The 24,743-nt window shown below is 42.1% G+C and carries 27 protein-coding genes; 12 read left to right on the forward strand and 15 right to left on the reverse strand.

What is annotated here, in order from left to right; genetic code table 11:
- Window positions 1-92: 92 nt before the first annotated feature.
- The 10 genes from BM056_RS09615 to BM056_RS09655 all read right to left on the reverse strand — a co-directional run bounded on the left by BM056_RS09615 (window position 93) and on the right by BM056_RS09655 (window position 10,910).
- A complete protein-coding gene (locus tag BM056_RS09615) occupies window positions 93-908 on the reverse strand; it encodes an alpha/beta fold hydrolase (protein WP_092471121.1) in 816 nt (271 codons plus the stop codon).
- 162 nt (window positions 909-1,070) lie between these two features.
- Window positions 1,071-1,145, reverse strand: a complete 75-nt coding sequence (locus BM056_RS27645; protein ID WP_353740148.1) for a hypothetical protein — start codon at window positions 1,143-1,145, stop codon at window positions 1,071-1,073.
- Between the two features lie 220 nt (window positions 1,146-1,365).
- Complete coding sequence (locus BM056_RS09620; RefSeq protein WP_092471123.1) at window positions 1,366-1,983, reverse strand: DNA-3-methyladenine glycosylase; 618 nt, start codon at window positions 1,981-1,983, stop codon at window positions 1,366-1,368.
- 304 nt (window positions 1,984-2,287) lie between these two features.
- Window positions 2,288-4,912 (reverse strand): phosphoenolpyruvate synthase, encoded by a 2,625-nt coding sequence (gene ppsA, locus BM056_RS09625; protein ID WP_092471125.1) that lies wholly within the window; start codon window positions 4,910-4,912, stop codon window positions 2,288-2,290.
- A gap of 562 nt (window positions 4,913-5,474) precedes the next feature.
- On the reverse strand, window positions 5,475-5,921 hold the full coding sequence (locus tag BM056_RS09630; RefSeq protein ID WP_238456393.1) for an HNH endonuclease: 447 nt from the start codon (window positions 5,919-5,921) through the stop codon (window positions 5,475-5,477).
- On the reverse strand, window positions 5,914-6,480 hold the full coding sequence (locus BM056_RS09635) for a shikimate kinase (protein ID WP_092471129.1): 567 nt from the start codon (window positions 6,478-6,480) through the stop codon (window positions 5,914-5,916). Before BM056_RS09635 ends, BM056_RS09630 begins: the two co-directional genes overlap by 8 nt.
- Before the next feature lie 196 nt (window positions 6,481-6,676).
- Window positions 6,677-7,534, reverse strand: a complete 858-nt coding sequence (locus BM056_RS09640; protein WP_092471131.1) for a CvfB family protein — start codon at window positions 7,532-7,534, stop codon at window positions 6,677-6,679.
- Between the two features lie 47 nt (window positions 7,535-7,581).
- The gene (gene rlmD / locus BM056_RS09645; RefSeq protein WP_092471133.1) at window positions 7,582-8,916 is read right to left on the reverse strand and encodes a 23S rRNA (uracil(1939)-C(5))-methyltransferase RlmD; all 1,335 of its coding nucleotides are present in this window, start codon (window positions 8,914-8,916) and stop codon (window positions 7,582-7,584) included.
- A gap of 129 nt (window positions 8,917-9,045) precedes the next feature.
- Entirely contained in the window at window positions 9,046-10,245 is a 1,200-nt protein-coding gene (locus tag BM056_RS09650; RefSeq protein WP_092471135.1) for an Acg family FMN-binding oxidoreductase, read from the reverse strand.
- Complete coding sequence (locus BM056_RS09655; protein ID WP_092471136.1) at window positions 10,242-10,910, reverse strand: TetR/AcrR family transcriptional regulator; 669 nt, start codon at window positions 10,908-10,910, stop codon at window positions 10,242-10,244. The genes BM056_RS09650 and BM056_RS09655 overlap by 4 nt, the downstream gene beginning before the upstream one ends.
- A gap of 234 nt (window positions 10,911-11,144) precedes the next feature.
- Here BM056_RS09655 and BM056_RS09660 point away from each other — a divergent pair, with 234 nt between their 5' ends.
- The 6 genes from BM056_RS09660 to BM056_RS09680 all read left to right on the forward strand — a co-directional run bounded on the left by BM056_RS09660 (window position 11,145) and on the right by BM056_RS09680 (window position 14,990).
- Window positions 11,145-11,840: a hypothetical protein gene (locus BM056_RS09660; RefSeq protein WP_092471138.1), complete on the forward strand. Its 696-nt coding sequence runs from the start codon at window positions 11,145-11,147 to the stop codon at window positions 11,838-11,840.
- Window positions 11,841-11,992: 152 nt separating this feature from the next.
- On the forward strand, window positions 11,993-12,124 hold the full coding sequence (locus BM056_RS26835; protein WP_238456405.1) for a 4Fe-4S binding protein: 132 nt from the start codon (window positions 11,993-11,995) through the stop codon (window positions 12,122-12,124).
- Window positions 12,070-12,270, forward strand: a complete 201-nt coding sequence (locus BM056_RS26170; RefSeq protein ID WP_165613451.1) for a hypothetical protein — start codon at window positions 12,070-12,072, stop codon at window positions 12,268-12,270. The genes BM056_RS26835 and BM056_RS26170 overlap by 55 nt, the downstream gene beginning before the upstream one ends.
- Before the next feature lie 205 nt (window positions 12,271-12,475).
- Complete coding sequence (locus tag BM056_RS09670) at window positions 12,476-13,654, forward strand: HAMP domain-containing sensor histidine kinase (RefSeq protein ID WP_092471337.1); 1,179 nt, start codon at window positions 12,476-12,478, stop codon at window positions 13,652-13,654.
- An 18-nt stretch (window positions 13,655-13,672) separates the two neighbouring features.
- The gene (locus tag BM056_RS09675) at window positions 13,673-14,359 is read left to right on the forward strand and encodes a response regulator transcription factor (protein WP_092471140.1); all 687 of its coding nucleotides are present in this window, start codon (window positions 13,673-13,675) and stop codon (window positions 14,357-14,359) included.
- Window positions 14,360-14,609: 250 nt separating this feature from the next.
- On the forward strand, window positions 14,610-14,990 hold the full coding sequence (locus BM056_RS09680; RefSeq protein WP_092471142.1) for a hypothetical protein: 381 nt from the start codon (window positions 14,610-14,612) through the stop codon (window positions 14,988-14,990).
- Window positions 14,991-14,998: 8 nt separating this feature from the next.
- Here the strand turns inward: BM056_RS09680 and BM056_RS09685 are convergent, their stop codons facing one another.
- On the reverse strand, window positions 14,999-15,439 hold the full coding sequence (locus BM056_RS09685; protein WP_092471144.1) for a hypothetical protein: 441 nt from the start codon (window positions 15,437-15,439) through the stop codon (window positions 14,999-15,001).
- Window positions 15,440-16,136: 697 nt separating this feature from the next.
- Here BM056_RS09685 and BM056_RS09695 point away from each other — a divergent pair.
- The 3 genes from BM056_RS09695 to BM056_RS09705 all read left to right on the forward strand — a co-directional run bounded on the left by BM056_RS09695 (window position 16,137) and on the right by BM056_RS09705 (window position 17,226).
- Window positions 16,137-16,313 (forward strand): transketolase, encoded by a 177-nt coding sequence (locus tag BM056_RS09695; RefSeq protein ID WP_092471148.1) that lies wholly within the window; start codon window positions 16,137-16,139, stop codon window positions 16,311-16,313.
- Window positions 16,314-16,563: 250 nt separating this feature from the next.
- Window positions 16,564-16,968 (forward strand): response regulator, encoded by a 405-nt coding sequence (locus BM056_RS09700; protein ID WP_092471150.1) that lies wholly within the window; start codon window positions 16,564-16,566, stop codon window positions 16,966-16,968.
- A gap of 66 nt (window positions 16,969-17,034) precedes the next feature.
- Entirely contained in the window at window positions 17,035-17,226 is a 192-nt protein-coding gene (locus BM056_RS09705) for a DUF2292 domain-containing protein (RefSeq protein WP_092471152.1), read from the forward strand.
- Window positions 17,227-17,259: 33 nt separating this feature from the next.
- Here the strand turns inward: BM056_RS09705 and BM056_RS27235 are convergent, their stop codons facing one another.
- Window positions 17,260-17,394: a hypothetical protein gene (locus BM056_RS27235; RefSeq protein WP_274377535.1), complete on the reverse strand. Its 135-nt coding sequence runs from the start codon at window positions 17,392-17,394 to the stop codon at window positions 17,260-17,262.
- A gap of 648 nt (window positions 17,395-18,042) precedes the next feature.
- Here BM056_RS27235 and BM056_RS09710 point away from each other — a divergent pair.
- From BM056_RS09710 to BM056_RS09720, 3 genes are all read left to right on the forward strand, one after another.
- Entirely contained in the window at window positions 18,043-18,249 is a 207-nt protein-coding gene (locus tag BM056_RS09710) for a hypothetical protein (RefSeq protein ID WP_092471154.1), read from the forward strand.
- A 99-nt stretch (window positions 18,250-18,348) separates the two neighbouring features.
- The gene (locus BM056_RS09715; RefSeq protein ID WP_092471156.1) at window positions 18,349-19,548 is read left to right on the forward strand and encodes a sulfite exporter TauE/SafE family protein; all 1,200 of its coding nucleotides are present in this window, start codon (window positions 18,349-18,351) and stop codon (window positions 19,546-19,548) included.
- A 184-nt stretch (window positions 19,549-19,732) separates the two neighbouring features.
- Window positions 19,733-20,035, forward strand: a complete 303-nt coding sequence (locus BM056_RS09720) for a hypothetical protein (RefSeq protein ID WP_092471158.1) — start codon at window positions 19,733-19,735, stop codon at window positions 20,033-20,035.
- 48 nt (window positions 20,036-20,083) lie between these two features.
- On the opposite strand, the gene BM056_RS09725 is transcribed toward BM056_RS09720, so the two are convergent.
- The 3 genes from BM056_RS09725 to pdxR all read right to left on the reverse strand — a co-directional run bounded on the left by BM056_RS09725 (window position 20,084) and on the right by pdxR (window position 24,592).
- Window positions 20,084-21,607, reverse strand: coding sequence for an ATP-binding protein (locus BM056_RS09725; RefSeq protein ID WP_165613455.1), 1,524 nt, complete (start codon window positions 21,605-21,607; stop codon window positions 20,084-20,086).
- Window positions 21,608-21,837: 230 nt separating this feature from the next.
- Complete coding sequence (locus tag BM056_RS09730) at window positions 21,838-23,022, reverse strand: aminotransferase-like domain-containing protein (RefSeq protein WP_092471162.1); 1,185 nt, start codon at window positions 23,020-23,022, stop codon at window positions 21,838-21,840.
- 58 nt (window positions 23,023-23,080) lie between these two features.
- Window positions 23,081-24,592, reverse strand: a complete 1,512-nt coding sequence (gene pdxR / locus BM056_RS09735) for a MocR-like pyridoxine biosynthesis transcription factor PdxR (protein WP_337833501.1) — start codon at window positions 24,590-24,592, stop codon at window positions 23,081-23,083.
- Window positions 24,593-24,743 lie beyond the last annotated feature (151 nt).

Here is a 24,743-nt window from a genome sequence, read left to right on the forward strand (position 1 = left end):
ACATCAAACTCAACCCTCAATCTCTTTTAAAAAAATTTGAAAAAAGGCTCGGATTTCTCAGCACTTTAAACTAAATTCCTTTTATGCTCATTCTATTCTTCAATAAACTGTATTAATTCTCTGTTGAATCTTTCACGCTGGTCATAGAACAAGAAATGTCCGCATGACTCAAAGGGTACAAGCTTGGAATTTTTAATACTCTTATTCTGGGCAATAGCTAAAGGAAATAGACATACTTGGTCATTGATACCGTGCAGGATCAGAGTTGGAACTTTAATTGTTTTCAAGTCGTTAAATAAACCTTCTTCATCCAGCCATGTGTTTGCAATAGCCGCAGTAGACCAACCGGCTGCCTGCAGACCTAATTGGAAAATCCAATCCGACAGTGGTTCGCTAACATAATTATGGAAGATCATATTCCCAAAATCTCTCAACGTTTTGGGCCGATCGGTATAAACACCTTGGATAATGTTAATCACAGCTTCTTTTTTTAGACCATATGGGAAATATGGACGTTGGATAAGACTCGGTGCCGCTGCGGCAAAAAGAGCAAGCTTCGATACTCCGTAACCATTGTGTCTGGCCATGTATCGGACGCAAATCGCTCCCCCTGTTGAATGTCCGCCAAACGTGAAATTCTGTAATTTAAGTGCGTCTACCACACTACGGATATCATCGGATAAACGGTTATAGTCGTAGCCAAACCAGGGTTTGTCTGATAATCCGAATCCCCTACAGTCTATACCGATGCACCTATACCCCATTTGGGGTAATTGATCAAACTGGTATTCAAACAAATTATGGTTTCCTGGCCATCCGTGAATTAGCAAAATTGTCCTGTGGCCTGCCGGGTTAAGATCTTCTACATAAACATTTATGCCGGGTTCTACAGTAATATAGTATCCCATTTCAATTCCTCCCAAATAACATAGCTTGATATATGTTATTCATTGGAATTATATTGGTTATTCCCCACCCCCTGGCATGAAGGAAACTAGCAAAACAATAGAGCCACAGAACCTGATTATCCCTTTGTGGCATTTTCTACTCATCGAAGAATTCTTCTTATTCTATTTCCAGACCGTTCCCTGATGGCTTATCTTCATAAGGCAGGTCTCATCCCCCATTTTTATGCTTTTTAACAGCTATTGCAAAATGAATATTTGCGATAGCAAATTACACAAAACAGCAGCCCAAAAAGCAAGAAAATGCGGCTTAAAAAGCCCAATCAAGACGCATTTATTGTGCATGTGGACTGCATGTCTCTAAGTTCGTTCCTCACTAAGAGACTGCATGCCTCCACGTGCCTTGAACGGTCAAAAAAGATGCCGCTTGAAGCTGGCGGGGCCCTGGCGGCGCCGAAAACTACAAGGATTTCACCGATACATAGGTGTTATCTTTTATATAAAATCTCCAGAGATAATCCTTCGCCTCTTCGGCATAATCGACGCCTATCCGTTTGGCAGATACTATACTAAATTTTTCATTTTCTCCTTCTTCCACATATAGCTTACTGCCACAAACATCTTCTCCATTTAAGTTTTTATCAATTGATAATGCCCGGCATAATTTCCCTGGCCCATTCGTTAAATTCTTCATTTGACTTTTACTTAATTTGGAATAGGATTTTCCAAATCTGTTTTGCGCCATGATATCAAGTCCTTCTATCGGCTCGACAGCTCTTATTAAAACGGCTTGTGGGTTTTCTTCTTCCCTGGTAACCACATTAAAGCAGTAGTGCATTCCGTAAACAAAAAATACATACGCAAACCCCGGGCCTCCATACATAACTTCCACTCTTTGCGTTCTTCGCCCACCATAGGAATGGGCGGCTTTATCCCTAAAACCCATATAGGCTTCCGTTTCAACAATTTTGGCAGAAATCTTTTGTCCGTCTATTTCGCGTACAAGCAACTTTCCCAGGAGTTCTTTGGCAACGATTAACGAATCTCTGTTATAGAATTTCCTGTTTAGCAGGCTCACCTGAGTAATGCTCCTTTTCCATGGTTTAAAAATATAAAAAGATGCAGCTTAACCTGGTGGGACCTTAGTGGTGGTGTAAACAGCGTAGCTATCCGTGTCGACCCTATCCTTGTGCAGTATATTTTCAACCGAATCAAATCAGAAAGCAAGGTCAGTGTCATATCGCTGACCCCTTTTATTTTATCACCACGCGATTTAGCATAACATAATTGCCTTTAAATGAAATATTAAGCCAGGATGCGAGATAGTTAGATATTGTGCGTTTTTAGTGTCTATTGTTTCGGGGTAGGTTTAATCTTCCCCGTTATAGGATTTCTACATACCCTTCTGTTCCATGCACGCGAATTCTTTGCCCATCTTTTATCAGTTCAGTAGCATTTTCCACTCCGACAACTGCTGGTAAGCCATATTCACGGGCGATAACTGCTCCATGGGTCATCAGCCCACCAACTTCGGTGACTAGGCCTTTTATGGATACAAACAATGGTGTCCAGCTAGGGTCAGTAAAGGAGGTGACTAATATATCTCCATCTTCTAGATCAGCATCTTCCATGTTTAAGATAACACGTGCTCGTCCCTCTATAACTCCGGAAGAAACAGGTAGACCTACAATAGCTTCGGCTGGGAGATTTTCTCGTTTATACTCACCTGCAATGATTTCACCATCAGACGTGATAACACGTGGGGGAGTTAGTTTTTCATATAATTTGTACTCGTCTTTTCGTTTGCTGATGATCTGGTAATCCAGTTTATTGGTGCGTACGACTTCGCGAAGTTCTTCAAAAGTGAGATAGTAGATATCTTCTTTTTCATGAATAACGTTGGCTTGTGCGAGTTGTTCGGCTTCTTTCAATAAAGCCTGCTTATAAACGAAGTAGCGATTAATCATGCCATATTTTGGATATTCACGATAACCGATGAAATTCTGGATCAGGCTGATCATTCGTTTTGTCTCTTTGGCTTTTCGTTTACCATCCGGCAATTGCTTCAATCGATCTAATAACTCTTGTTCTTTTTTCAGAGCTTCCTGTCGCCCTTGCTCAAATTTCCGATTGCCGGCATTAGGCTCAAAGTTTTTGATGTTACTGAGAATCATGGAGACAAGTGTAGTTGGTTTTTCGCTCCAACGAGTTTTAGTAATATCGATTTCTCCGGCACATCGCATTCCGTATTTGTTAAGATAAGCATAGATAGCGTCTCGGGTTTCCTGTCCACCATCAAATTTAACCAGTTCATCCAAAAAGTTATCATCTTTTATATGCTGTAAATAATCAATTATTTCTGAATAAGGGCGAATCACATCTGCAACATCCAATAGCGCCAGACCCATTTCCGAAGTGATATTGTTTGGTACAGATTGAGAAAGCGTGTCTGCTACGTTTTTTTCACCTAACCACTTGTTCATTTTTTCATTGATCCATGATGAAGCATTTATAGCAGCCATAAACACAGCCGAACTTTGTGGGTCAAATAAAATCTTCTTTAATTGCTGGATATCTTCCAGGATAAAATCAAATAAATCCGGCCCTGATTTCGTTTGGATGTTTTGTTTTAGCTCTTCTAGCGATGTTTGACTACTTTTAATCAAATCAGAAACAATTGTCGGATCGTTTTCGATTTGTGTATGAAAACCCGAAGACGGCATACCTTTATTGCTTTTACTTGGACTTCGTTCTTTCTTATCATTTGGTAACGATTTTATGAAATCTCTTCGCTCTATTATGGTCATGAGTGCGTCTTTTATGAGCGGATCGTGTTGTCCCATGGTATCTAATAAAATTTCTCTGCTGTCAGGTGAAGCCAGCATATGTGTAACATCAACAAATAACCTTCCACCAGCTTTAAACCTGGGTCCAAAAGATGTTAACTGGAATATCGACATTCCCAGTGGTTTCATGGGGTCAGTCATCATTTGTTGATGACCGACAGATACATAAACGTGATTTTCTTGATTTTCTTGATCATCTGCTTCAGGGATGGGGTATAAAGTTGTGATTGGCCGACTCTGGACAATATAAAATGTATCATCAGCCAAACACCATTCGATGTCCTGGGGGCAACCGAAATGTTCTTTGATCTTTCTACCAATGCGCTCAAACTGCAAAATCTGCTCATCCGTCAGCACTTGCCTATTCTGCTGCTCAGGCGGGGTCTCCTGTTCTTTAGTACCGCCATCTTTTAAGGCATAAACAGCCAGCTTCTTGGTGGATATCTTCTTATCGATAACCTTGCCGTTACGCACTTTATAGATATCAGCATTCACCAGGCCGGAGACCAGGGCCTCGCCAAGTCCGAAGCCGGCATCAATGGATAACACTTTCCTATTAAAAGTGACGGGATCGGCAGTAAACAAAATTCCTGACGCCTGTGGGAAGACCATCTTCTGAACAACCACAGACAGGTGCACTTTACGGTGGACGAAGCCGTTTTGCAGGCGGTAAGTTACTGCCCTCTCGGTAAACAGCGATGCCCAGCATTTGCTGATGTGCTTTAGGATTGCCTCCTTTCCGATTATGTTCAAATACGTATCCTGTTGGCCTGCAAAGGAGGCCGTCGGTAAATCCTCTGCAGTTGCGCTGGATCGTACTGCAAAGGCGTTTTTTTCACCAAGCCCGAAGAGGAAGCGGGTGATTTCTTTATTAATGTCTTCAGGGATGGCTATCCCTTCGATGACCCTGCGAATCTCACTGCTAAGTTCACCAATTTTATCCCGGTCTTCCACCTTGAGAAGCGATAACTGATCCAGCAATTCGTTAATCACCGGTGTTTCCCCCATGATTCTTTTAAAGGCTTCAGTAGAAATACAAAAGCCATCTGGTACGCGTATTCCTTCAATCCTGGAAAGTTCCCCCAGGTTCGCGCCTTTACCCCCAACAACCATAAGTTTTGTTCTGTCAATGTCCTGAAAACCAAGCACATAGGAACTCATATATTTTTCCCCTTTGGCGAGTTCTTCTTTGATAATTTTGATGACACTCTTTCCATAATAATACCCCTCCAACAAATCGCATTAACGTGCTATGGCATTATAGCACTAGCAAATCGGAATAAATAGTCTACATTTAGAATTTTTTATATGTTATATTTAAAGTGGGATAGTTTAAATTTTTTAATGAAGTAAACCTTAAAGACGCTAACCGGAATGCCAAGGTAGATCCAATTTAACGAGCTGAAATAGTTCAAGCATGCAAGGGAGGATAGAAAACGTAGAAAACCCCTCCTTTTGTTATTCTAGCGGCAATTTACTTACAATTATCATACAAATGCGAATCAGTCTGATTTTTGTTCTTTACCCCTGTTAACATCAAAAATCCCCGATGTCATCTATAAAACGCCTAAAAAAAACCGGGCCGAATAATGCATTTTTTCAGCCCGTTTTTTGCTCCAAAACCACTACATATAGTGGTTGACTTGTCTTATTTGACCCTCGAACCACAATTCGTCATCAGAACTATACTCTCAACGTAACTCGTATGGGGAAACATATCGGCCTACGCCAAATATACATTTTCATTATGCCACCTTAAAAACTGCTTTGACGGCTTTTCTTGAATACTGTTCGGCACCTCTACAAGTTTTTTACCATGAAAGGCATAATACTCTCTGCCATTACCATAGCCCTCTTTTATCCGCTTACTAACTTCAATATGTAAGCTTTCATCAATAGTCAAATATCCTCTATCAAATAGTGTATGCAAGTATTTCCTCAACAACAGACCGTTGCTTGTACTATGCGGCCCTTCTTGGGAATAGGGTTTTATATGTGCTGCTTCAAGAACCGGTAACGTTTTTTCACCAGAAATTGCACAACGTCTATGATATGCTTCCGTAACTAGGACTTTAAAGGTGCCTTGCCCAATTCTTGGAAGGACTATTTGGCCTGCGCCATATCTATTATTAAGGTTTCCTTCATGGACGCTATCTACTATATTATTCAACGGAATCAGATTTGTTTAAAGTTATATCTTTAATGATGGCCACTAATTCATCTACAACTTGATCTACGGGGCGATTATCTATAAAATACTTATTCTCTATTTTTTTGAAAACCCTTTTTGCAAATACAATATCTTCATGGATATCTCGGATATAATAATCTTTATGTTCTTCCTTATATTCATCATCCTTATATATATTGTCATTATCATCAGAAAAAACCATTCTCTCGAAAATGTGTTCCTCCGAATCCTGCAATTCAATTGCAATTACCTGTTCCAAATCTAAAAGTGAGTTAAAATTTCTTGCATGATAAATTGGACTAACCGCAATAACCATATTATCTTTATATTCTTTCAGTAAATCCTTTAAAATCTTACCCTTTATTTTATATCTTCCATGTGAATATGGATAATCTTGCATAAATTTCTCCAAGGTTGTTTGTAATTTTCTTTTTATCTCTTCATCCAAATCAACAAAAGAATATTTCAACCTTTCTGCAAGCTTCTCACCCGTTACAGTCTTTCCTACATTCGATATGCCAAAAAGCATAATTATCATATTGTTCTCCTATCTTCAAACAGTGGAGCCCCTTTTATCCATAAGCCTCATTAATTCAAGGTAGCATAATCTCTAATATTTCCGGTTTTATCGGAATTTCCTTCACGCCACAGCCTGGTGGTGATTCCAAATAGAGCAATATTCAAAACATCAGTTTCGTTAGCATAGGTGATAGATATTTGATATGAAGTAAATTCTAATGGAATTGACTTTTCCTTAATAGCATCTGTATACCTTCCTCTGTAATTTTGATTGCTCCTTCTTTTAAAAGTCGTCCAACGGCTCTTTTAAAGGCACGTTTACTTATGTTTAACTCTGCTTTTATATAATCAGGGGAGCTATTATCATTGATTAGGAGAGTACCACTACTTAATTTCAACCGAGTCATAATCTTTTGCGCATCACTCTCTATTTCATTGTAAGCCTCTTTTCTAAAACTTAATTCCAGCTTACCATCCTCCCTCACCTTCTTAACCCTTTCTTCTATATAGTCACCTATAGCATAATTGCCATACAATTCATTATTATGAATTAATCCATGGTACTTATTGTCCACTGCTACAAAAATTCCGATATCTCTATTTATGCTATAAACAATTCCGTGGACTCTGTCATTTTGTTTATATGGTGATTCGGTGCTTAGCAGATTATATATGCGCATAGTTGCACATATTTTATTTCTATTATTAATAAACAAACCTACCAAACATAAATCTCCTTTTGAAACCTTACCCACTTGTTCCCTTAAAGGTAATAGCAAGTCTTTCTTTAAACCCCAGTCTAAAAAAGCACCAAAATTAGTAGTATCAACTACTCTTAAAAGCCCCAGTTCTCCAATTATAAGCTTTGGTTTTCTAACCGAAGCTATGAGTTTTTCTTCAGAATCCTTATAAACAAATACCTCTATTTCAGCACCTATTTCAAGTTCCTGTGGCACCTCATCTTTAGGCAATAAAATATCATCCCTGCCTTTTGCATTTCTATAATTCAAATACGCCCACATTTCATTCTTTCTAAATAATTGCAATTTCTGCATTTTCCCTATTTCTATCATCATGTACCTTCTTTTTATTATTTATTGTTTATAGTATAATCGGCTTTTTATTTTCTTTCTATCCTTACCACTGTCTCAACATGACTCGTATGGGGAAACATGTCCACCGGTTGGGCTTCCGCCAGTTCATAGCCAAGTTCGGAAAGTCTTTTCACGTCTCTGGCCAGTGTGGCGGGATCGCAGGATACATATACAATCCGCCGCGCACAGCTGTTTGCCGCCGCTTCCAGAACTTCCGGCCGGCAGCCGCTGCGTGGTGGGTCCAGCAATATCACACTTGGCCGAAAACCTGCAGCAATATGCCGCGGCAGCACCTTTTCCGCTGGGCCTTGATAAAAGCTGGCGTTTTTGATTCCATTTAAATCGGCGTTGGCTCTGGCATCCTGAACCGCCCCGGGTACTACCTCATACCCCCGCACCATGCCTGCCTTACGCGCGGCATAAAGGGTTATGGTGCCTACCCCACAATAAGCGTCAGCCACTTCCTCCTGTCCCTGTAGCCCGCAATAGCCGAGCGCAATTTGATATAGAACAGCTGTCTGCACCGGGTTAACCTGATAAAATGAACCGGCGGAGATTTTAAATTTTAGACCATCAATTTCGTCTATAATGAATTCTGCCCCGCTTAAACGTTTATAGCGTCCATACCCCTTTTTAGTAACAGGACGTTGGTATTCAATCACTGAAGCAACGCCCGGTATTAAAATTAATCCTTCGGCTAGACCTGTTAATTCCTTGTTTTTCCCATTTTCTGCTATCATGACAACCATGATTTCTCCGGTACTGCCCCGGCGCAGCGTAACTTCTTCGGGCAGAGCGGCCTGGGCGCCGCTCTTTTCCATTAACCTGCGGGCCGATATCGCCACTTCGTTTAGTTCCCTGTGGGCAAGCAGGCACGGCTGTTCTTCGTTGCTATCTACAATTGTCAGCCGGTGTGATTCCTGCTCGTAAAAACCGAGAAGCACCCTACCGTTACGCCTCTGCACTTTAAGGCGAACATTATTCCGGTAATGCCACGGATCTGCCATGCCGATTATCGGTTTTACCAAAGCACCGTCCGCGCCCCCGATACGGGCCAGATTTTGTCTAACCAGCCCTGTCTTTAGACGTAGCTGTTCTTCATAAGTAATATGCTGCAGCCTGCACCCTCCGCAATTGTTTGAAACCGCGCAGGCCGGCGTTTGGCGGTTTTCGGATATACTGATTATCTCCAGTGGGATACCGCAGACATAGTTTTTATGAACTTCCGTCAAACGTACCGCAACAAGCTCGCCGGGCACAGTGCCGGGCACAAATACAACTTTTCCTTCATCCCGGCCCACTCCTTCTCCGGCATGATTGATATCAAATATCTCAACCTTGATCTCCCTGCCTTCCAGCAAGCGAAGTCACCCCGGTTTCATAAATTAGTCACATTCTCTATTTTACCCTTAAAAAAATAAATCCTGCCCATGCAGGATAAAAAGAGACCGCCCTTCTAACCTATAGCATTTAATTTTCGTATAACAGTTTTATTCTTCAACCAGCAAATCCATAACATCACGTCGCATGCTTTGCGGGACTTCTTTTGTAGGCTTACCCAAACGAACGAGCATCTGAATGGTACCTCCGGTTGAAGCATAGTCGCGATGGATGCTGCTGTATGGCTCTTTCATTTCGGGGTATTCCTCCAGCACCTGGCTGAGCGGCTGCATCACCAAACCCAAACTGTGAGCTGTCAGCAGCAATCTACTGTAAAGCATACCGCTTTTGACCTGGCTGGAACGACTATTGTCATCTGTAATAATCATGGTATAGACCGGTGTGTTGTCCACCGATGTCCGGGTAGATTGAATAAAAAGATCCGATGCGGCTTTCCCGCTGTTCATCGCAGGAAAGAGCGTGACCAAGCCCTGCGCAAGGTGTCGCATAAAGCCTGAAGTACCCTGCCCTTCGACCGAAAAGCCGTAACGATATTTATTTTTTTGGTACTCGTTAGCACGAAAGATGGTTTGTGATTCCCGCATGACACGATTTACGCCCGCCTCAATGGCTGCACTCTTTATGGCATAGCTTCCCAACTTATCTACGTTTTCTTGATCTTGAAAAATCTTTATCGACATATTGATGTCGGCATTGGTGGTTGCCAACTGTTTTATCTGCTCAGAGGTTAACATGGTTGACTGGTATGCCGCCCTGTTTGTATCCGGCCAAAACATGTAATCATAAAGTGAGCTGCTTTTCGGCTCGGTTTCCTCAAAAGTAACTTTTGCTACTGGATTAGTTTTCATGCTCTCCGAAAGTTTTTGTTCATTATAGTTACCTTCAGGAAATAACTCCACCGTAGTTTTATACCCTAATTCAGCGCCGGCGATGATTATGTATTCCAAAAAAGTACCCTGGGTAACCATCATTTGCCGTGCGTAAGGATCTACTTCTTTTGTTAGGCGGTCGCTGTCGGCATATAAGTAGAACACCTTATTATCATTCTTATCAAGTCGAATTTTCCATGGCTGCATATTGTGGCCGTTTGCAGCCAACAAACCGTGAGCCACAAGACGCATCCTTGGATCAGCGAATTTCTGCGAGTAGGTCTTTTGCCAAGGCTCTAAATACTTTGGCGGCTCAAGAATCCCACTAATGATGCATAAAGACGCAAAAGCTATGATTAGTAAAGCGCCAATGCATGAAAGAATAATGATCATTGTATTTTTCACCACCCGCTTGCTCATCGAAACTTTCCTCCGCTTTCAGTTTGTATTGCCCTGATGATAAGTTCAAAAGCTGCTGATACCAATTCCTCCGGTGTCGTCCGGTGATAGTTCATTATATAGTTTACCTTTTGCTTCGCGATATTCAACACACCAATCATGCTGGCCCATAATATAAGAGCTGTTTTTACTACATCCAAATCACTGCGGATGGAATCTTCTGCAATACCCTTTTCAAGCGCTCTGATCAAATAACCCAGTGCTTCCTCTCCAAGAGCATAGCATTCTTCTCTTGATTGATCTGGAATCCCTTTTTGGAAATCGAGTTTACCATTTTCATACTCCATAATGGCCTTAAAATATTCCGAATAATCCTTGCTGAACCGATAAAGTGTTAAAGACATCTGTCTTATTTCTTCAATTGCATTGCAGTCTTTTTCTTTTTGTAAATCATCCTTTAACCTACTGATTAACAGTTTGTATCCCCTTGTCATAATTTCAAAATAGATCTGCTCTTTACTATTGAAATAGACATACACTGTTCTCTTGCTGAACTCAGCCTCTTTCGCCACATCGTCCATCGTGGCATTATTATATCCCTTGGAAAAAAAGATTCTTTCCGCAGCGTCAATAATATCGTTTCTGCGGATTTCCTTTTCTTTTTTCCTACGTTCATTGATTCCCAACAGTTACACTCCTTCAAATTCACACTTATGTCATAAAGTAAACTAATAGTTTACTTTATTTTATGATCTACTTCGCCTGATGTCAATATATCTTTGAAAATGCTCCATCTTTGGGGCAGACCTAAATTTTTTAAAAACTTTTTATTCATTTTTATAAAATTTTTAAAAACTTTTTATATGCAGTTTAAAGCCCTATCTTAAAATGAACTCATCAAAAACAAGGAGGTCGTATCAATGGGTAAAGTGAAGCTTCTATATGACGTCATTATGACCATGAAAGAAAAAGAGTCTGTTAAAGGAAACCTCAAAGTGGAAGGCAGCAAGGATCAGGTCAAGATCTTTAACTTGAACAATACTTTTGAAAAAAACATGACGGAAGGGTGGATAAAGGCCAAGATTTCCCTGGAAACCGATTGTGCCGGAAAGAAAGTGAAGCATGAAAGCAACACTGAATTTGACCTGACAGGCTTCCCCGGTTGCCAAAGGCACGGCTTGATGCATCGCGGTGTTTTTCACCACTGGCACGACCGTCACTCTCACCATGGCTATCAGGACGGCATGAAGTGTGGCGGAATAAAGGGCAAGCTTAACAAGCTGGCGATTATGGTTAGTATGTTAAACAGCATGAAAATAGAGGCACAGGAAGATAAAAGCACGCTTATATCGCTGGATTTTAATGATATCCCCGGGGATATGAAAACCATCCTCCAGGAAAAATTACAACAGCACAGGATGCACCATAATCATTGCTCCCATGGTGCGTTCAAAGAATTCTCCGGCATGGAAATCGGGAACACCCGGCTGACAATACGTGTTAATAAGAACAATGAAGTGGAAAAGGTTCTGTTGAACGCAGAAGGTCAAGCCAAAGATGAATCCGGTGCGCCGCATCCACTGAATTTACAGGTGGAACTGAGCCTTACCTGGTAAACATGACTATGAGAAAACACGGCCATTCCCATTGTCCCGGGCGCTTTAATGCCCGCAGGCACAGCGCAACTGAATATATAGCGGTTAACACCCGGTTGTGCCAAGCTTGTTGGAAATGTGTATCAATCTGTCCCGGGAAAGTGCTCGGAAAAATGGATTTCTTCTTTCATAAACACGTCCGCGTTGTGCGCCCGGAAAATTGTGCCGGCTGCGGAGCCTGTGCCAAAACGTGCCCGCAAGGGGCGATCATGGTTTTGAAACGACCCGGGAGTTCGCTAAAATAACAGCACCGTTCAGAATGTTAAAAAGCCCCTGCGCAGTCCCGGCGCTAAAACTGCTGCCATCAAGTGAAGAAGGTGCAACTGAGGCCCAATTTCATCCGCAGCGAGCCGTACTTCACCGGACGCGAAGCGCCGGAACCAGGCAGTGATTTTAAAATATTGTGCGCAGTTATCGCATGGTTAAGGTTATAATGATAAAGAAGACTTGGTTCAGGTGGGTGGTTTTGACCCCATCTGAACCTTAGTCGCGCTTATTTCGAGCTTACAACCTGTAAGACCCCGACCTATGGGGGCGGGGTCTTACAGGCTGTGCGAAGATAAAAGATCGTTAAACAGGGGCGGCAGGTGACGGATGTGGCTAAAAAAGATGAAATGCACAAGTTCTTTCAGGAATTCAAACGCTTTCACGGAAGGCCTAACCACCACGAAAAGCATCAAAATTGCGAGCACTTTTTTGAAAAATTTGAGCAGCACCGGATGTATCACCGGGAATTTCACCGGATGCACAGATCCCTGCACTATTTTCGCCCCTTTGCGCTGCTGTTCAACCTACTGATCCTGTTTTTGCTGTTCAAGCTGGCGGGAATAAAGGCCATCGTCATCTTTATCGCAGCGCTGCTCATTGCCAAAGAAATCGCACAGGCATTATTCTTCCTGCGCGTGGAAAAAAGAGTCTTCCGGCCCATAGAAGCGCTGAAAAACGGCGTGGAGGAGATCGCCAGGGGCAATTATGACGTAAAAGTGGAGTGCCAAATGCGAAACGAAATCGGCCTGCTGGTGGCTTCTTTTAATGAAATGGCACGGAAATTGGGAGAAAGCGAAAGAATAAAATCTGAATACGAAGAAAACAGAAAGTCCCTCATCGCCAACATCTCCCACGACCTGAAGACACCTATCACCTCCATCCAGGGTTATATTGAAGCCATCCTGGATGAAGACGGCATTCCGCCGGAAAACAAAAAAAAGTATCTGCAGATCACCCATCACAATATCGTTTACGTAAACAAATTGATAGACGATCTTTTCCTGTTTGCCAAACTTGACCTGCAGAAGCTGAATTTTCAGTTTGAGCAGGTGCCGGTCCGGGCTTTTATGAGTGATTTAACGGAAGAACTGGGTCTTGAGCTGGAAGAAAGACAGGTGCAGTTTCTCTACACCGATAAAATGGAACAGGATTTGCCGGTTTCCCTGGACAGGAAAAGAATGCATCAGGCCCTGAGAAACATTGTGGGCAATGCTTTAAAATACGGACCGGAGAAAGGCTTGGTCATAAAGGCCGAGCTATCGAAGCAGGGTGATCTGGCCTGTTTAAAACTCAGCGATAACGGCCCGGGCATCCCCGCAGACAAACTCCCCCATATTTTCGACAGGTTTTACCGCATCGATAAAGAGCGCACTAAAGACCTGATGAGCACCGGGCTCGGGCTGGCCATCGCCAGGGAACTGGTAGAAGCCCACAGGGGAAGCATTACGGCTTGCAGCGAGGAAGGGAAAGGCACGTGTTTTACGATAACACTGCACTTTGCCGAATGAGTAGGAAGGGATTTAGGTATGAAACGCATCCTGATCATCGAAGATGATCTTCATATCGCCGAACTGGAAAGGGACTATCTTCAGTTGAACGGGTTTAAGGCCGACATCGTCCAGGATGGAGCCCAGGGGCTGAAAAGAGCCCTCGCGGGCAATTATGATGTCATTATTGTGGATCTGATGCTGCCCGGCAAGGACGGCTATGAAATCATCAAAGAAATAAGGGCAAGACTGGATGTTCCGATGATGGTGATTTCAGCCAAAGACGAGGATATAAATAAGATCAGGGGACTGGAATATGGAGCCGACGACTACCTGACCAAACCGTTCAGCCCCGGGGAACTGGTGGCCAGGATCAAGTCCCATATCAGAAGATATGAGCGGCTCAAAGGCAGCCAAATTCCTTCCGAAATAATCATCCACAGGGGTTTGGAAATCAATACGGCATCCCGCAAGGTGTACGTCAACGACCATGATGTACAGATGACCGCCAGGGAATACGAGTTGTTGGTGTTTCTTGCATCCAACCCCGGCATTGTTTTTTCAAAAGAACATATTCTCGCCGGCATATGGGGAGACGATTATTACGGGGATACGGCAACCGTGGCGGTGCACATTCAAAAAATAAGGAAAAAGATAGAAAAAGACCCGTCCAACCCAGAGTTTATCGAGACCCTCTGGGGAACGGGGTACCGGTTTAATAAGTAACAACCAGATCTTTTTTTGTGCTTCCGCATATGTTCCTTGCTGCGATATTAAGTTGTGGCAAATCAAATGCATTCCTTTTTTTAATCCCCCCTCAGCCATGCACCTTGCACTGGAAATATTTACAATAACCCCATTGCCTTCCCTGTTGCTTGATAATTATATTACAAAGCAATAAACCATTTTGCATCTTAGCCAATATATAGTATTATATAATTTAAAAACATGAAAAAGGGAAAGGAGTGAACGAACGATGTTCAAGGCCTGGTTGAGACACACCGAACCAATTAAATTAGAGCCGTATAACGGTGATTTAAAAGGCATTGACGGCTGGCTGTCCAGAGAAGGCGTTTTATATCAATGTAATTATGTGGACCATTCAATCTATGCCGAAAAATTGTGTAAAAAGTTTGGTTATCAACTGCTTAATCGCATCCCTTTTCAAATGAATGGTGAGTATACCCTTGAACAAAAGGGATGGGTTAAAATCAGTAACGGGAGAGTTCATTACTTTAACGAAAGACCAATGACCAAAAAACAATTGGATTTTTTGTTTGACTATTTTATTTGCAATGGTTACAGCGTTAACGAGTATCAGGAACTTGTACGCCAACAGGGAGAAGTACTGGCCTGATTATATTGCTAAACAAACTTGTAACCCATACAACAATGATATTGATAACTGGCTCCTGATACTTCCCACATTTTTTTGGGTGGCTTACCGTCCTTTTGTATTATGCTGACCGGGAGTTTTTTCTGACTTATTATGATGGAGCCGCATTTGCAAATTGGAACAACTTCCTTGGGGCCTGCTATGATATAGTTGCCTTGATATTGAGGTTCGTCAAATATGTATACATAGCAATCTCCCGTTTCCACAAATGTTACATTTTTCATGTGCATAAAATTTACAAAGGCCATATCAGGCATTGACTGATATGAATAATCCCCGTGATAAATCCTTGGTGTTCTGGTTACGGATTTAGATTTGAAAAAAGTCACCAGAGGCTTAAGAAAATTTACGACGGCACTGGCTGATTCTATATGATGACAATTTTCACCGGTTTGAGAGATACTCGACATATTAATCCCCTCTCCTTCCTTATAAAATTAATAGGCCGACACGTTATACCAACATGCCGGCCTATCGTTGTTCGATTTAGCCGTAATGATTTCGTTTCATTTCAGTTGTAATTATAGATTAAAAAAATATTAGCTGTGATAAGGAAATAGGCTGGCAGTGAATTACACGCCAGCCTATCGTTGTTCGATTCAGCCTCAGTTATATTTAAGTAAAGTATACCAACAACCATACTTTGTGTCAATAGGTACAAAGTAATTAATTACATAATAAGTAATTCTTCTTAATTTGAGAACAATTACATTGACCATTTGCTTAACCAGTGATAATATGTGATATATCGCACAATATTTTGACATAATATAGCACTTTCCAGTTTTAATTCAGATTCTTTGAGGTGAGGTATGTGTCATTAAGTACTTCCGAGAAACAATTAATCATGTTTATAAGGGATCTAGGCTGGGGCGAGGTAGAAATTCGTGTTGAGAAAGGAAAACCGGTTTTGATTTGTGAGGCAATTAGAACATTCAAACTGTTAGAGCAATCTGTCAACGCAGAAACATCAACTAAAAAGACCAAAGGTCGTCTTACTGCTTTTAAATAGCTATCATTTCTATATCATGGAACAACCGGCATAATTAACCCGCGCTACAAAATTAATTATACATATTTTAGATTATTGCCAGGGAGGAATTTTTCATGTTCCCAACCAGTAATAACCACAAATCGTTAACCAACAGGGAAAAACAATTAATCCGTTTTTTAAGACAGTTGGCATGGGGCCAAGTAAGGGTAAGAGTTGAAAACGGTCAACCGGTACTAATATACGAAGCCATAAAAACATTAGAACTGGGTGATCAAGGTACGGCTGATTAAATTACCGTTAAAGGCCGTGTTATATCACAACCATGATTGTGATTATTTTAGCAATCCTGTTGACTATTACCCATTTATTTAATATCATATAATTAATCTAAATATTAGGGCTGAATCGAACAACGATAAGCCGGGTATTCCAGGTATAAATTACCCTGGATATCCGGCTTTGTGCTTTTCAAGGTAATCACCTCGGTCATCAAAAAATAACGAGGTTGTCTCTACCCAAGCAATTGGAAGGATGGTTTGCATGAAAAAGATTTTAATTATCGATGACGAAGAAGGAATGTGCTGGGCGCTGGAAAAGTCGTTGAACCAGGATGGTTTTGAAGTAGTGACCACCACCAACGGTAATGAAGGGATAGCTATTTTCAATAGCCATTCCTTTGATCTGGTTCTATTGGATGTTAAATTAAAGGAAAGTAACGGGTTATTACTATTGGAACAAATTCGCAAAACGAACTCCCTGGTACCGGTGTTAATTATGACCGGCTACAGTTCAATGTCTGTGGCCCTTGAAGCAGTGGATAAAGGCGCAACCGGTTACCTAACCAAACCGGTTAAAGTATCTAACCTGCGTGAAACAGTCAGAGAATTGTTGTTGGGTGAATCGGCGGAAAAAGTGCGAACTATACCACGTGACAAACCAAGATGATTGGTGATTTCACTTTCAGAACATTTTTCAGTATCAACATTTCAATGTTGCCGGGGAGGGGATTTCATGCCTCCAGATAATGATAAGCGCAAAATGTTAACCAACAGGGAAAAACAATTAATCCGTTTTATCAGACAACTTAAATGGGGCGAAGTAAAGATCAAGGTTGAAAACGGCCAGCCGGTATTAATATACGAAGCTATTAAAACTTTAAAGCTGGGGGATTCAGATACAACCCACCCATCCAAGGTCTGGTAGCAAAAATTAATCAGCCCATGCCAGGAGAGGTATTTACTTGATTATTGGTCCGTAGTAATAGAAACAAAAATAAATCCATGAAAAAGCAATAGCAAAAACTCCAAAAGCATCAACAATGTCTTGCAGCAAACTGGTTTCTTCCCAATGAATGTAATCATTTTTACCCAAGTTAGCTCACTCCTTACCTGAAATTGATTTAAAACAATCATTTCTATTTTATAAAATTATAAATTGTTAGTCAATTTGCCAATAGCTTATAAACAATAATATTTAGCGACAAATTTGTCAAATATAATGCAAGATTATTGCATTTTTTTTTGGATAACACTTATACTCAGGAAACTAGTAGTACCGGCTTTCATGAAGATTTTTGACTTTCATGTGATTTTTTTTACAATCAATATTGACTCTTCAATTTGTCGGGGGTATAATACGTTCAACAAAGGAAAATAACAGTTAAAAGGCTAAATCGAACAACGATAGGCCGGGTGTCCTTGTTGAATATTAGCAAGGGGATTCCCGGCTTTTATATTTTTCTGGCAGAATAGTGAATAAAAAATTTTACTCTGATGGGTAAGTGAGGGGTAAAACGAAGGGGGGGGAAACATGACCAGTTACACATGTGAAAGTGCCAACGATCACATTTCGGCAAAGGAGGTGATGATTTATGCTTAAACTTCTGGCGCGGGTATTCATGGTAGTAACCTGTATTGGATCCTGCAGTTATTGGGTTTACACCCTGGCCACTTTGAAGTTCCTTAGCAAATAATGTGTTTTGCTAAATTGTAATCAAAGAAATGGAAGGAGGAATAAAATATGGGTTTCTTTGAATGGTATTTAGCTTTTCATGATAATAATCCTATTCTTGGCGGTCTCGTTGTCCCGATATACATGTCTTTGTTCGGCCTGGCTTTTGCCGTGGTAGCCGATGTAGTGGTCAGGCTTACAGGTATTCATCTTGGCGATTACAAAAAAGAATACGAGGAAATATTGGATGAACAGGAAGGAAATGCCAAGGCGTAATGAATCAATCATTTGTATAGTATAAATTATTCCCTGGGAATTGTGTATACATTTATAATCAGTTAATAATAATTCTTTAAATTGGAGGTGTGGATAGAAATGATGCACATGCCAATGAGCGGTGTTGAAATGGCCTGGTGGCCGTTGATTTTAATAGGTTTTACTGTAGGCGTAGTAGGTGGTTACTTCGGCCTCGGCGGGGCCTGGCTGGTTACGCCGGCGCTTAACCTCTTCGGGTTCCCCATGGTGTACGCAGTCGGTACTGATATGGCGCACGTTGCCGGCAAGTCTGTGGTGTCGACCTTTAGACACTGGCGGTTTGGTCACGTTAGCGTAATTATAGCCTTAACTATGCTTATAGGTACCATGTCGGGTGTTGAGGTAGGCGCTCAAACACTAATGTTTCTGAATAGTATAGGGCTGGCAGGTCCGGTGGTGCGTTACATCTACATGGTTTTACTGTTTTGCATGTTCTTCTTTATGCTGAGAGAATACTTAAATGCCAAGAAGATGGAGAAAGTAACCGGTAAAGAAGTCAAAGACCTGGTTGGCAACAGATTATCAAAATGGATCCAAAATAACCTGGACGTGTGGCCGGTTATTTATTGCAAGACCGCCCGCATACGCATCTCCGTTTGGGCCCTGATCTTTCTGGGTATTTTCACCGGCTTCGTGGCCGGTATACTGGGCATCGGCGGCGGCCTGCTGCGGGTTCCCGCCCTGATCTATCTGGTTGGCGTTCCCACCAAAGTAGCCGTGGGCACCGACCTGTTTGAGGTGATGTTCTCAGGGGCCTATGGCGGTTTTACTTACGGCGCCAAGGGAATGGTTGAACTGGTGGCCGCCACCCTGATGTTGTGCGGCGCGGCTGTAGGCGCACAGTTCGGCACCATCTGCACCAAGTACGTGTACGGTCTCACCATTCGCCTGGTGTACGCATGTGCTTGCTTCTTCGCCTTTACTTCGGTGGTACTGAAACAGGTAGCTTCCAACTATAGCAAAATATATGAAAAGGGCATGCTGGAAGTGCTCCAAGCCGAAGGAATTACGGGTAATCAGGCTAAAATAATGCTGCAGTATCCGGAACAAATGCATAAATACATGCTGGAAGTGGCCAACCGGCCGGACTGGTGGCAGGCATTCCAGACATACCATACAGTTAACACGGTTGGTTGCGCGGTAATCCTGACGGCGGCGTGTGGTATCTGCGCGTACATTCTCTACTTGCTGGTTATTGGTATCATGAAGGAGAGGCGTGAAAAGCGCAATATGGAGCAACAAATGCAAAGCGGAGCATAGCGTTGATTAAACATTAAGCAGGGAAGTTCAGGAGTTATTCCGGGTCTTCCCTGCAAAAAGCAGCACTTAATTTATAGCCGGATAATGTAATATTAAAACTCTTACTGCAATCATATGATGTTATTTCCCTGGCATAAAATGGATCTTGTGGGTGTTAATCTGCGGTATACGAGGAGGGATTAACATGAAATGGCCGTTTAGAATTAAAACACCTGTTTGCCCGTCTTGCGGTTCAAGTGATACAACTACGGGTCGCATCATTAGACTTGCTGCGGGTTTGGCCCTTGGTATCGGAGTGTCAATGATTCTTTACCTGATAGGTTATATCTACCCCTTGGGACGTATTTTAATTCCTTTTACATTTATTGGCGGGATGATTATATGTGTCATACCTCCGTTAGGTAAGTATTGCTGCCTGGAATGCGATGCTTACTGGAACCCGGACAATCCCAGCCTTGTTTGGAGGACAAAACCTCCAGGGCTGTAAATAAAGTTTAAACTTCTCCTCTCCCGCCTCCGCAAGGAGGCATTTTTTTTACCTAGCTGCTGCCGCCCTGGTTTTGTTGTATTCTTTTTGTACCGGCAGGCGTACAGTAAAGACACTTCCGCTGTACGCCTTACTTTCCACTTCAATGGAACCGCTGTGAATCTGAATGATTCGTTTGCTGATGGCCAGCCCCAGCCCGTTGCCACCGGCTTTCCTGGTGTAAAATGGTTCGAATATGTTTTGCAGATCCTCCTGAGGAATGCCCTTACCCGTGTCCTGGACAGTAATTACAGCCTGATCATCTTCAGCCCGGATTTGGATGGTTAACTTGCCTTTTGGCTGCATAGCCTCAATGGCGTTTACAATCAGGTTTATAAACACCTGCTTCAGTTTATCGGCATTGCCGTCTATATATAGTGATTCAGTAGATGTATTGGTATAGTTCAGTAAAATATCGTTCTTTTCCAAAAGGGGCCTGACATAAGACATTATAACATCAATCAGCTCATTTAAGTCCAGCATCTCCACAGCTCCGGGATTTGGGCGCCCGAACTCAAGCAGTTCTTGAATTAGTTTGTTATGCCGGTCAACCTGTTGCTCTATTCTATTGATATAATCTTTAATGTCCGTGGCATCCCTGGAGCTTGCTTCCATAGCTTCAGCCGTGGCCTGAATGATGCTTACCGGCGCCCGTAATTCGTGGGCTATTTCAGTCGTCAGGCGCCCCATGGCCATGAGGTCTTCCTGTCGTTTATAATGCTCGATTTCCTGTTCCTTTTCGGCAAGCCCGCGGGCCATCTTGTTAATCGCACCGGAAATTTGACCCATCTCGCCCGGCAATTCCGGCAGCTGGTAATTTAAGTTATATTCCAGCTGTATCAGACCGTTTTTAATTGAGCGTATGCGGTTTACCATATTGGTTATGGTCAACAGGGTAAAACAAACGCCCAGGCCGAAAACTGTAAATACAACATAGCGCACGAATAAACGCACATGCTTGCCCTTGGCAAAAATAGGGTGCATTCTTTCTTCGGCCCACAAAACCGCCACTATTTGGTTATTCACCTTGATGGGAACAAGATGCTCCAGGAATTGATCATCCCAGGTGTTGCCAAGCCGGGTAATGAAGGTTCCACTGGCCTGCACGGCTGCAATGCCTTCCTTGGCTTCATCATATATGCGCTGATCCCGCTCTTTTTTTTCCTCAGAAAGACGGTCACCGAACTCGTGCAAGTAACCTTGAATATATATCTGGTTAGTTTCAGTGACATATAGGCACAGACGCACCCCGGGGTAGTTGCCGTTAGCCAGGGATTCCGCAACCAAGTTGAATATGCCGACTAATTCTTCATTGCTATACACCATTTCCTCGTTGTTTATCTGGTTGTAAATATTATTACTTACAAAAGAAGTTATTTGCTCCAGCTTCTTTTCAGCTTCGGCTATTAAAACGTCGTCTGTCTTGGACGCATAGTAAATATCATAGAGCATTGCCGCCGAGGGCAGCAGCAAAGCTATCAAAACAATGATAATTAACTGGTTTTTCAAGGTTTGGAATTTCGATAACGCCATAGCCATGTACCTCTTTTTGATACATTTGAAAAGTTTATATTTTTAAATAATTCAGCTTCACTTATATAATAACAAGTTGAAAAACACAATTTTAATTGTGAATTCAATCTCATTTTAACAAATTATTACTAGAAAGAATAGACATATTTTAATCTGTTTGGGTGTCAAGGGGACGGGGTTATTGACACCTCACAACATATTCCCCCCTCCCCGATATGTTTTAATACTTGTTATACAAACTCGCGCAAAACATCTGCAAGGCATTTAAGTCCTTTTACAATCCTGTCTTCCGGCATGTTGGAGAAGTTTATTCTGAAGGTATTTTCTTTGCTGCCGTTGGGGAAGAATGAACCACCCGGCACAAAAGCAACATTCTTTTCAAGACTTTTTTCCAAAACATCCCTTGCATTAACATTGGCCGGAAGTTCAACCCAGGCAAACAAACCACCCTGAGGCCTTGTAAAGGTTACTCCTGCAGGAAATTCCTCCTCCATCGTTTGAACAGTTAAATCCCTGCGCCTTCTATATACTTCACGTATTTTATTAATATGGTCATCTATTTCATACAATTCAAGGTACTTGGCTATTTCCATCTGGGCAACTGTATTGCATTGTAAATCGGCCCCCTGCTTAACAAGTACATATTTTTCAATTACATTTTTATCTCCGGCAACCCAGCCGATTCTATATCCCGGACAAAATGTTTTGGAGAAGGTCCCCAGGCAAAGCACACAGCCTATTTGGTCAAACGACTTCACAGAAGGCAGCGCTGCACCTTCAAACCTGAGCTCCCCATAGGGATTATCTTCAACAACCATAACCTGGTGCTTCATAGCTGCTTTTACAAGCCGCTCTCTTCTTTCAAGACTCCATGTCCTGCCTGTCGGGTTCTGAAATTCAGGAATTACGTATATTAATTTCACCCTTTTGGCACTTTCAAGAATCCTTTCAAGTTCACCGGGTATCATTCCGTCATTATCTGTGGGCACCTCAATAAAGTTACAGCCATATGCTCTAAACGCACTTATTGCCGCCAGGTAGGTGGGGCTTTCACACAGCACGACATCTCCTTCGTCCAGGAACACCTTCCCTGAAAGATCCAGCGCCTGTTGCGAGCCATGAGTTAAAAGTACGTTTTCCGATGCAAATGCAGTACCCAACCTTGCATTCATCCTATTGGCAATCCACTTCCTTAGAGGAGTATAACCCTCGGTGGTAGTATATTGTAAAGCCCTGGCACTATCTTCCTCAAGCACAATCCTGCTGACTACTTTAATCTCTTCAACCGGAAAAAGTTCCGGTGCGGGCAAACCACCGGCAAATGAAATCACCTCAGGCCTTTCGGTTACCTTTAAAATCTCTCGTATCTCTGACGCCTTCAGATGCGCCATTCTTTTAGCATATTTAAAATCCATGCCGGCACCTCCAATCTATGGCTTTTCAGTCTTTATTCAGAAATATGTTTAAATCTTCTTATACAATGGGATTGATTTCCATATCGGTATAAATCTCATGGTTATCCTTATGTTCAATCAACACTTTCATAGCCTCACACAGCCTCTTTACTCCTTCATTTATGTCCTTCAGTGCCGCAAAGGTAAAATTTAAGCGAATAAAACTGTCACCCTGTCCAGAGGCAAAGAAAGGAGTTCCGGGCACAAAAGCCACTTTGCGTTCTGCGGCTTTGGAAATAAGCTTTGACGCCGATACGCCTTCCGGAAGCTTACACCAGATGTAATAACCACCTCTGGGCCTGTTCCAGATCAAATCTTTCGGAGCATATTGGGATAGCGCATCATACATAGCATCCCTTCTTACCCTGTACTCCCTGCAAACTTTATGTATATGCGATTCAAAAGATCCGCTGGTTATGAACCTTTCAATGATCCATTGGGACAGACTGTTTGAATGCAAATCCATGATCTGTTTTACCGCGGCAAATTGTTTTACAACCTTTTTATGCGCCACAATCCAACCCAATCTTAAACCCGGGTATACATTTTTGGAAAAAGTGCTTAAATAAATAACATATCCGTCATTATCCATTGATTTTAGCAGAGGGAGGGAATGACCTTCATAACAAAGACCTCCGTAGGCATCATCCTCAACAATGAGAACCCTGTATTTATACGCAAGTTCCACAAGCCGCTTTCTTCTATCAAGCTCCATTTCAGTACCGGAAGGATTCTGAAAAGTTGGTATTGTGTACACCAACTTTGGCCTGTACCTTTGCAGAAGCTGTTCGAGTACATCAATCCTCATACCTTTATCATCAATTGGAATTCCGATTACTCTTGCACCAATTGTTTTAAAGGCCTGAATCGCCGGAAAAAATGAAGGCTCTTCCACCACAACTATATCTCCGGGATCAAGTATTACCCTTGCAGCCAGATCAATTCCCTGTTGTGACCCTGAAAGCAGCATTACTTCATCATATTGGCAATAAACACCTCTTCCGCGCATTAAGCCGCACACAGCTTCACGAAGGGTAGTAAAGCCTTCTGTTGGTGTATGCAGCAAAGCTCTATAATTCTCTTGCTCAACCAATTCTTGCTCAATCCCTTTCAGCACATGTATAGGACCGGTTTCAGGAGAAGCAATTCCGGTGGCAAAAGAAATTACATCTTTTCTGCTTGCCAAAGCCAGCAGGTCTTTAACCATACAAGAATCAAAATTACTTGAATACTTACTGAAAATATGATTCCAAGTTGGCTCCTGCGAAGAGTTGTTGCCTGAATTCAGTTCCTCATCGGGGTATGAAAGCACAATAGTTCCTTTGCCAACACGCGAGCCTACCAATCCTTCCGCCTTTAGCTCGCGATAAGCATTTAATACCGTAGTTCTATTCACACCAAGGCTTTCAGCCAGCTTTCTTTCCGGTGGCAGGCGAAAACCGGGCAAAAGCTCACCGGATAATATTTGACGCCTCACCTGTTCAAAAATCTGAATATAGACCCGCGTATCAGCCTCTCTGTTAATTATCACCCTCAAACCAAATCACCCCATTGGATTAATCCAATTTCATTATATTGATCATATTACCTACAAACAACAACCAATTCAATTATTTTTTAATCATCCAATGTTCTAATTCAACCTGGTAACACTTTTGCCTCACAATCTGCTGAATAAGGAT

The organism is Desulfotruncus arcticus DSM 17038, assembly GCF_900113335.1.
Classification (GTDB): Bacteria; Bacillota; Desulfotomaculia; order Desulfotomaculales; family Desulfallaceae; genus Desulfotruncus; species Desulfotruncus arcticus.

Coding starts and splice junctions, on each gene's coding strand:
- BM056_RS09615 (WP_092471121.1), bottom strand. CDS start 908: ATGGGATACTATATTACTGTAGAACCCGGCATAAATGTTTATGTAGAA.
- ppsA (WP_092471125.1), bottom strand. CDS start 4,912: ATGAGTTCCTATGTGCTTGGTTTTCAGGACATTGACAGAACAAAACTT.
- BM056_RS09635 (WP_092471129.1), bottom strand. CDS start 6,480: ATGATAATTATGCTTTTTGGCATATCGAATGTAGGAAAGACTGTAACG.
- BM056_RS09640 (WP_092471131.1), bottom strand. CDS start 7,534: ATGATAGAAATAGGGAAAATGCAGAAATTGCAATTATTTAGAAAGAAT.
- BM056_RS09650 (WP_092471135.1), bottom strand. CDS start 10,245: ATGAGCAAGCGGGTGGTGAAAAATACAATGATCATTATTCTTTCATGC.
- BM056_RS09660 (WP_092471138.1), top strand. CDS start 11,145: ATGGGTAAAGTGAAGCTTCTATATGACGTCATTATGACCATGAAAGAA.
- BM056_RS26835 (WP_238456405.1), top strand. CDS start 11,993: ATGGATTTCTTCTTTCATAAACACGTCCGCGTTGTGCGCCCGGAAAAT.
- BM056_RS09675 (WP_092471140.1), top strand. CDS start 13,673: ATGAAACGCATCCTGATCATCGAAGATGATCTTCATATCGCCGAACTG.
- BM056_RS09680 (WP_092471142.1), top strand. CDS start 14,610: ATGTTCAAGGCCTGGTTGAGACACACCGAACCAATTAAATTAGAGCCG.
- BM056_RS09685 (WP_092471144.1), bottom strand. CDS start 15,439: ATGTCGAGTATCTCTCAAACCGGTGAAAATTGTCATCATATAGAATCA.
- BM056_RS09695 (WP_092471148.1), top strand. CDS start 16,137: ATGTTCCCAACCAGTAATAACCACAAATCGTTAACCAACAGGGAAAAA.
- BM056_RS09700 (WP_092471150.1), top strand. CDS start 16,564: ATGAAAAAGATTTTAATTATCGATGACGAAGAAGGAATGTGCTGGGCG.
- BM056_RS09705 (WP_092471152.1), top strand. CDS start 17,035: ATGCCTCCAGATAATGATAAGCGCAAAATGTTAACCAACAGGGAAAAA.
- BM056_RS09710 (WP_092471154.1), top strand. CDS start 18,043: ATGGGTTTCTTTGAATGGTATTTAGCTTTTCATGATAATAATCCTATT.
- BM056_RS09715 (WP_092471156.1), top strand. CDS start 18,349: ATGATGCACATGCCAATGAGCGGTGTTGAAATGGCCTGGTGGCCGTTG.
- BM056_RS09720 (WP_092471158.1), top strand. CDS start 19,733: ATGAAATGGCCGTTTAGAATTAAAACACCTGTTTGCCCGTCTTGCGGT.
- BM056_RS09725 (WP_165613455.1), bottom strand. CDS start 21,607: ATGGCGTTATCGAAATTCCAAACCTTGAAAAACCAGTTAATTATCATT.
- BM056_RS09730 (WP_092471162.1), bottom strand. CDS start 23,022: ATGGATTTTAAATATGCTAAAAGAATGGCGCATCTGAAGGCGTCAGAG.